The 6,943-nt window shown below is 61.0% G+C and carries 9 protein-coding genes; 8 read left to right on the forward strand and 1 reads right to left on the reverse strand.

Annotation, left to right across the window (positions count from 1 at the left end; translation table 11 throughout):
• The 8 genes from MRX98_RS09690 (at position 1) to MRX98_RS09725 (ending at position 5,730) form a co-directional block, all read left to right on the forward strand.
• Positions 1-2,091: an ATP-binding protein gene (locus tag MRX98_RS09690; protein ID WP_246906434.1), complete on the forward strand. Its 2,091-nt coding sequence runs from the start codon at positions 1-3 to the stop codon at positions 2,089-2,091.
• Between the two features lie 67 nt (positions 2,092-2,158).
• A complete protein-coding gene (locus tag MRX98_RS09695) occupies positions 2,159-2,566 on the forward strand; it encodes a response regulator (protein ID WP_246906437.1) in 408 nt (135 codons plus the stop codon).
• Positions 2,556-3,305, forward strand: coding sequence for a M48 family metallopeptidase (locus tag MRX98_RS09700; RefSeq protein ID WP_246906439.1), 750 nt, complete (start codon positions 2,556-2,558; stop codon positions 3,303-3,305). The genes MRX98_RS09695 and MRX98_RS09700 overlap by 11 nt, the downstream gene beginning before the upstream one ends.
• Positions 3,277-3,525, forward strand: a complete 249-nt coding sequence (locus MRX98_RS09705; protein WP_246906441.1) for an RNA-binding S4 domain-containing protein — start codon at positions 3,277-3,279, stop codon at positions 3,523-3,525. Before MRX98_RS09700 ends, MRX98_RS09705 begins: the two co-directional genes overlap by 29 nt.
• 87 nt (positions 3,526-3,612) lie before the next feature.
• Positions 3,613-4,128 carry a hypothetical protein gene (locus tag MRX98_RS09710; RefSeq protein WP_246906450.1) on the forward strand — a complete coding sequence of 172 codons (516 nt, stop codon included), beginning with the start codon at positions 3,613-3,615 and terminating at the stop codon, positions 4,126-4,128.
• Between the two features lie 164 nt (positions 4,129-4,292).
• Positions 4,293-4,628: a DMT family transporter gene (locus MRX98_RS09715; protein ID WP_246906487.1), complete on the forward strand. Its 336-nt coding sequence runs from the start codon at positions 4,293-4,295 to the stop codon at positions 4,626-4,628.
• A 40-nt stretch (positions 4,629-4,668) separates the two neighbouring features.
• On the forward strand, positions 4,669-5,484 hold the full coding sequence (locus MRX98_RS09720) for a 4Fe-4S binding protein (RefSeq protein ID WP_246906452.1): 816 nt from the start codon (positions 4,669-4,671) through the stop codon (positions 5,482-5,484).
• A 75-nt stretch (positions 5,485-5,559) separates the two neighbouring features.
• A complete protein-coding gene (locus tag MRX98_RS09725; RefSeq protein WP_246906460.1) occupies positions 5,560-5,730 on the forward strand; it encodes a hypothetical protein in 171 nt (56 codons plus the stop codon).
• 81 nt (positions 5,731-5,811) lie between these two features.
• Here the strand turns inward: MRX98_RS09725 and MRX98_RS09730 are convergent, their stop codons facing one another.
• Positions 5,812-6,549, reverse strand: a complete 738-nt coding sequence (locus MRX98_RS09730) for a dienelactone hydrolase family protein (RefSeq protein ID WP_246906462.1) — start codon at positions 6,547-6,549, stop codon at positions 5,812-5,814.
• Positions 6,550-6,943: the final 394 nt, after the last annotated feature.

The raw sequence follows: 6,943 nt of genomic DNA on the forward strand, positions 1-6,943 counted from the left end.
ATGAAAGCGATGTTTCAATTTCTATCCCAGCTTTCCTTTCGGAGCAAAATCAACCTGGGCTTGGCCCTGATCATCATCTGCTTCGGTCTACTCCTGGGAATCTTGGGCCATGCCGTTCTTTCCCGCACCGTGCTCAACGAAACCTTCAAGCGCGGGCAAACTTTGGTGATGAATCTTTCGGCCCGTTCGGTGGAGTCCATTCTGTCCCAGAATTTCTTGCGCCTGACGGTGTTGGTGACGGAAATCGACCAAATCCGGGACCAGGGCGACATCGCCTATGCCTTTATTCTGGACCGTCACGGCCAGGTGCTGGCCCACAGCTTCCGGGAAGGATTCCCCGCGGCACTGCGCCTGGTCAACCCGGTCGCCGACCATCAGCCCTACGCGCTCCAACTGCTGGATACGGGGACGGAGCGCATCTATGATTTCGCCGCGCCGGTGGTGCTCGACAATGTGCGCCTGGGCACCGTCCGCGTGGCCTTGTCCGACAGCACCATCATGGCCTCCAACGCGCGATTGCTTCGGCTGGTCACCGGCGTGACCGCGGCGGCCACCCTGCTTGCGCTCATCGGCGGCAGCTTTTTCGCGCGCACCGTAACCAAGCGCATCAATGCCCTGCGCACCTCGACCGAAGCGGTGATCAAGGGCGAGCTCGGGGTCCAGGCCAGTGACGCACTCGGCCGCAACTGCTGGGAGCTCAGAGATTGCCGGGAGGCGCATTGCCCGGCCTACGGGGATCGACAGCGCCGCTGCTGGTTCATTACCGGCACCATTTGCCCGGAGTGCGACACAGGCGGTTTTCCGGAGAAAGTGGCGCGTTGCCTGAACTGCCCGGTCTACCAGCAGAACGTGGGGGACGAAATCCAGAGCCTGGCCGAATCCTTCGATTTCATGGCCTGGTCTTTGAAAAACCACATCGACGAACTCAATGATTCCCGCAAGAACCTGGCGCGGCAGAAACAGCTTCTGAAGACTATCCTCGACGTCACCCCGGACCTGGTGGCCCTGCAGGACGAAAAGCTGGCCTACCTGGCCGTGAACAAGGCGTTTTGCAGGCATATCGGCCTTCAGGAGCAAGAGATCGTCGGCCGCACCGATTACGATATCCTCGGCGCGGAACAGGCCGACCGCAACTTCCATGAGGACAAGCAAATCCTGCTGACCCGGCAGCCGTTGTCCAAAGAGCTGATGACCATGGGCGGCGAGGGCAGGAAATGGCACCACGTGGTCAAGGTGCCGGTGATCGAACAAGACCGCATCATCGGCCTGTTGTCGACGGCCAGGGACATCACGGTGGTCAAGCAGTACCAGGAAAAGCTGATCCAATCGCAAAAGATGGAGGATCTGGGGCGATTGGCCGGCGGGGTGGCCCACGAGATCAACACCCCCTTGAGCATCATCCTGGGCTATGCACAACTGCTGCGCAAGGAGATCCCGGCCGACAACCCCGTGGGTCAGGATCTGGCCATCATTGAAAAGCAAGCCCAGACCTGCCGCAAAATCGTCGCCGACCTGCTCAGTTTCTCCCGCAGCGCGGAAAAGAGTGAATCGCGGATCGACATCAATGCCTCCATCCGGGAGGTGACGGACCTGGTGGCGCAAATTTTCCAGCAGAACCGTATCACGATCACCCATCGCCTGGACGACCAGATACCGCCGGTCTCCGGCGACAAGGAGCGGCTCAAGCAGGTCTGGATCAACCTGCTCAACAATGCCGCGGACGCCATCGGCACGGACGGGTGCATCCTGGTCAAGACCAAGCTTTGCGCCCACCGCCGGCGTCTGGTGGTCTCGATAACGGACACAGGCGGCGGGATCGACGATCAGCATCTGGACAAGATCTTCGAACCCTTCTTCACCACCAAGAGCGTGGACCAGGGCACGGGCCTCGGCCTGTCGGTGACCTTCGGCATCATCAAGGACCACGGTGGCCGCATCAGTGCCCTGAGCCCCGTGCCCGCCGATTATATGGACAACTATCCGCCCTGCGAGGGCGAACCCGGCCCCGGCACGGTACTTTTCGTGGAGCTGCCCTTGGAAGGCAAGGTGCTGCCCGACGACGAGTGCATCGAAATCCCAGGCAAGGCGTGAGGCGCAGCGCGGTGCGACAGCGGGAAGGCGTGATGCGGGGTTTTTGCGACAAGGAGATGCAACGCTTATGGCGGAAATCATGGTACTGGACGACGTGGCCGACGTGGGGGTGATGATTCGACGCATCCTGGGCCGCCAGGGGCACCGGGTGCATATTTTCAGCGACGAGGCGCCCGCCTTCGAGCACGCGCGAAAATCCCCGCCACACTTGGCCATCCTGGATATGAAGCTCAAAAAAATGAGCGGCGTGGAGGTGCTCCGGGAGCTGAAGAAGATCAATGCCGGCATCCGCGTGATGATGCTGACGGGCTATCCGACCCTGGAAACCGCCGAACAGTGCCTGCAGCTCGGCGCCGATGCCTATTGCGTCAAACCCATCGAAATCGACGAGCTGGAGGCCAAGACGGCCCGAATCCTGGCCAAGGCGGTCGGATGCGACGATCCGGGTGCCGGCGGACAGCCCCATGCGGATTGATGCGCAGCGGCTGCACATTGGCGGCATCACGGTGGAGCTCCGGCGCAAGCCGATCAAACACCTCCGCCTGGGCGTCTGCCCGCCCGACGGGCGTGTGCGCGTATCGGCCCCCCTGCGGCTGGACGAAAAGGCGATCCGGCAAGCCATCATCGACCGGTTGGACTGGATCCGGCACCACCAGGAGCGACTGCGGCGCCGGGCGCGTCAATCGCCGCGCGAATTGGTCAGCGGAGAGACCCACTACTTCCAGGGACATCCCTATCGGCTGGAGATTTTCGCGCAGCGCGGCCCGGCCTCCCTGCAACTGGTGCACGACACCATGGTCCTGCGGGTTCCGCCGGAAACCGGGGAGACCCGAAGCGCGGCGGTGATCGAAAAATGGTATCGCAGCCGGCTTCAGGAGCAACTGCCGGCCCTGCTGGCCAGGTGGCAACCCATCGTGGGGGTGCGGGCCGCGGAGGTTCGGCTGAAACGGATGCGCACCCGCTGGGGCAGCTGCAACATCGCGGCGCGGCGCATCTGGCTGAGTCTGGAGCTGGCCAAAACACCGACAGCGTGCCTGGAATATGTGCTGGTGCACGAACTGGTCCACCTTCACGAACGCTACCACAATGCCCACTTCAAAGGGCTCATGGACCTTTTTCTGCCCTCCTGGCGCACCCACAAGGCGGCACTGGAGCAGGGAACCTGGATGCAGGAGGAAAAAATAGGTGGACGACAACACCATGAAAGAGATTGAGATAACGGCAGCGCCGCTGGCCCTGCATCAACTCCTGAAGTTCGAAAACCTTGTGGGCAGCGGCGGCGAGGCAAAGCACGTCATTGCCGCCGGCCTGGTCGCAGTCAATGGAGCGGTGGAGACCCGCAAAAACAAGAAGATCCATGCCGGCGACGTAATCGAATTCGGCGGACAACAGTACCGGGTACGCATCCAGGGCGACAAACCGAACGGTACCTGAACCGGGGCACCGCCCGCGCCTGCCGGCAGATGCGGCTACAAGCGCTGATTGGCCTACTAGCGTGCCTTGACACGGGAAGAGCACACAATGAAACTTCATGCCGACATACGGATCGGGGGTAAGCAATATGCCAAGGGCGACACCGTGCCGTGGTATTTCATCTACCCATTCTTCATGGTCCACATGCTCGCCTTCGGTGCCTCCGGATTCTACATGGCCTATGCCGACAAGGGACCGGATCTTTCATTCCTCTACATGCACGGCGGCATCGCCATTTTTGTGTACACCATCTTCTACATCGTCATTTTCGGCCGGGACGAAGTCAAGTGGATGTTCATCAATTCCGCATTGGGGCTGTTCGGCATCTGGGTCCAGATCGATTGGCTCCTGGCGGTGTTCGGCAAGAACGTTGCCGACTATCCGATGGAGCGGCACGTCATCCCGTTTTTCTATTTCGTCCTGTACACCTTTTTGCTCCGCAATGCGACCCTGGATCTGACCGACGCCCGCGAAGACCCCCGCAAGAAAAAATTCGTGGAAAACGCCTATGTCATCATCTCCGTGACCGTCTACGTGGCTTCCTATTTTTTAACCGGCCGGTGAGCCTTGCGGCAAGGCGATGGATACCGTGGGCCCCTGCCGGCCGGCAATGGCATGCACCGACCGGTGCCGCCCCCTTGCCAATAGCCGGCGGCATTGTGTATATGGCGTCAGGTACCGAAGAATGGGTCGGTATCAACGGACGCATCCATTACGGGAGCAACCAAATGCAGCAGTGGGTTTTTCTTGCGATGGCCATCCTCTCGGAGGTCATCGGCACATCGGCACTGAAAGCGGCCGCGGGTTTCACGCGTTTGTGGCCGTCGCTAATCGTCGTGGTGGGCTATGCCTCGGCCTTTTACTTCCTGTCCCTCACCCTGAAAACCATTCCCGTGGGGGTGGCCTATGCCATCTGGGCCGGCGCGGGTGTCGCCTTGATCGCGCTGATCGCCTGGGTCTTCATGGGGCAGGCCCTGGACATTGCGGGCATCGTCGGCCTTGCGTTGATCGTGGCCGGCGTTGTCGTCCTCAACCTGTTTTCCAAAACGGTGAGCCATCCATAACACATGGACCAACCGTTTGAATTGAGAGGACATCGCCAACATGCAATGGAGCCCGGAGGCGGAGGAAGCCATCCAGAAAGTCCCCTTCTTCGTACGCAAGCGCGTCAGGGCGCGTTTGGAGAAGGAGGCCCGCAAGGCCGGGGTCCCGCAGATCACCCTGGCGGAGGTCAAGGCCACCCAGCAGCGCTATCTCAGCGGCATGGCCGCCGAGGTCAAAGGCTACCGGCTCGAAACCTGTTTCGGCCCTTCCGGCTGCCCCAATCGCATCGATGCCGGTGACCATTTGGCCGGACGGCTGGAAACCCTTTTGGAGAAGGCCGACCTGCTGTCCCTGCTGCGCCGACGGGTGGGCCCGGACCTCAAATTTCACCACGAGATCCGTGTGGCCCTGGCCGATTGCCCCAATGCCTGCTCCCAGCCCCAGATCAAGGACATCGGCATCATCGCTGCCTGCCTGCCCCAAATCACCGCAGCGGAATGTTCGGGATGCGAGGCCTGCGTCCAATCATGTCAAGAGGATGCGGTGCGCGTCGATACGGACGGCCCGCGACCGCTGATCGATCCGGCGCGTTGCTGCGCCTGCGGACAGTGCGTGCAGGCCTGCCCCACGGGCACCCTGGCCGAAGGCGCCAAAGGCTACCGCGTGCAACTGGGCGGCAAACTGGGTCGGCACCCCCGGTTGGCGCGGGAGTTGCCCGGCATCTACGACGCCGAAACGGTGCTGGCGATCATCCAGGCGTGCCTGGAGATCTATCGCCGGCGCAGCCGCCATGGCGAACGTCTTGGCGCTTTGCTCACGCCGACCGATTTCGAAGACTTTGCACGCCGGTTCGCGCCTCTGGACCACACCGTATAGACCCCTCCGGCGCGCCGGAAGGTGAATGCGGGCACGCGCCCGCCCCGGTCAACGTTGCAGGTGGCGCCCCGCTGGATGCTCAAACTGATGGGTGTCTTCATCCTGGTGCTGCGGGAAAACGAAGAGATGATGTACCAGTTCGAATTCGATTATCGCTTCGACAGCACGAAGATCCGGTCCGCTTTCGGCCTGCAGGCGACACCCTACAGTGAAGGCATCGACGCATCGCTGCGGTGCGAGGCATAGCGGCTCGCCTACCGCGGTGGAGGACCGTCAGGCATTCCACCGTGTTCCCCGATCGCATCGCATCGGCGGGGTAAAGAATGCCTATCGCAGCGTCTCCTCCAAAAACCGGCTGAAACGCTGCCACGATTTGCGGTCCGCATCCTCCCGGTAGCGCTCCTCGCCGAAGACTGTGAACGCATGGGGCGCACCGCCGTAGCTGATCATTTCGTGGGCAACGCCCTGTTCCTCCAACTCCCGCGCCAGCTGAGCGAAATCGGCCATGGTGATGGCCGTGTCGGCGGTGCCGTGGAGCACCAGTACCGGACCTTTGGTCTGCTTGTAATCCTGCCCCTCGGGCGTACCCAATCCGCCGTGGAACGAAACAAAGCCCTTCAAGTCGGCGCCCGAGCGCGCCAATTCCAGAACGGCCGCCCCGCCGAAGCAATAACCCATGGCGACCGCATTGCCAATATCGGCCCCTTGCGCCTTGGCGGTAGCCAAGGCGCCGTTCATCAGGCGGCGCATCTTTGCCCGATCCTGATAAAGTTCACCGGTGTGCTGCCGCCGATCCTCCACTTTGGTCGGTCGCACACCGGCCCCGAAGAGGTCGGCCGCGAACACGGCATACCCCAGCTCCGCCAACATCCCGGCCCGCTTGACTTCATAATCGGTCAGGCCGTCCCAGTCATGCACCAGCAACACCAACGGTGCATCGGGCGCAGGGCTGATATAATAGCCTTCATATGCAAGACCATCCACCTGGTAGGTAACCGATCGGCCATCGGCGCCGGCGGTGGCCGCCATCGCAAAAACAACAAACAATATCAACAACGATTTCATCGTGGACCTCCTTTGCGTATTATTTAACGGAAAGAGCTCGTGAAAGACGAACGCAAACTATGTACGGTTCTTGGAAATGCAAAATGGTTGGGTTGGAAGAGCGTTTGTTGGGTTGTTTGAGTTTGGGATAGAGATGGAGACAGAGATAGTTAAAAATGTAAAGTTTAAAGTTTTATGCAAGGAATGCTGTCGATTGTAGGGGGCTGTGGTGGGCGAGCAGGGGGTGGTGGCGCCGAACACGGAACTATTTTGTTATCAGCCGTGCATGTGGCCAAGTTTGTTCTCGCACGGAGACGGGTGTCGCGGGGCAGCGTTTGGTCCTGCGCAGATAGAGCCTTCCACGCATCGCGCAATACCCCCCTCGATAGGGGCACGGCATGCCGTGACCGGGAAG

It is taken from the genome of Desulfatitalea alkaliphila (assembly GCF_022968795.1).
GTDB lineage: Bacteria > Desulfobacterota > Desulfobacteria > Desulfobacterales > Desulfosarcinaceae > Desulfatitalea > Desulfatitalea alkaliphila.

Coding starts and splice junctions, on each gene's coding strand:
- MRX98_RS09710 (WP_246906450.1), top strand. CDS start 3,613: ATGAAACTTCATGCCGACATACGGATCGGGGGTAAGCAATATGCCAAG.
- MRX98_RS09730 (WP_246906462.1), bottom strand. CDS start 6,549: ATGAAATCGTTGTTGATATTGTTTGTTGTTTTTGCGATGGCGGCCACC.
- MRX98_RS09720 (WP_246906452.1), top strand. CDS start 4,669: ATGCAATGGAGCCCGGAGGCGGAGGAAGCCATCCAGAAAGTCCCCTTC.
- MRX98_RS09725 (WP_246906460.1), top strand. CDS start 5,560: ATGCTCAAACTGATGGGTGTCTTCATCCTGGTGCTGCGGGAAAACGAA.
- MRX98_RS09715 (WP_246906487.1), top strand. CDS start 4,293: ATGCAGCAGTGGGTTTTTCTTGCGATGGCCATCCTCTCGGAGGTCATC.
- MRX98_RS09690 (WP_246906434.1), top strand. CDS start 1: ATGAAAGCGATGTTTCAATTTCTATCCCAGCTTTCCTTTCGGAGCAAA.
- MRX98_RS09700 (WP_246906439.1), top strand. CDS start 2,556: ATGCGGATTGATGCGCAGCGGCTGCACATTGGCGGCATCACGGTGGAG.
- MRX98_RS09695 (WP_246906437.1), top strand. CDS start 2,159: ATGGCGGAAATCATGGTACTGGACGACGTGGCCGACGTGGGGGTGATG.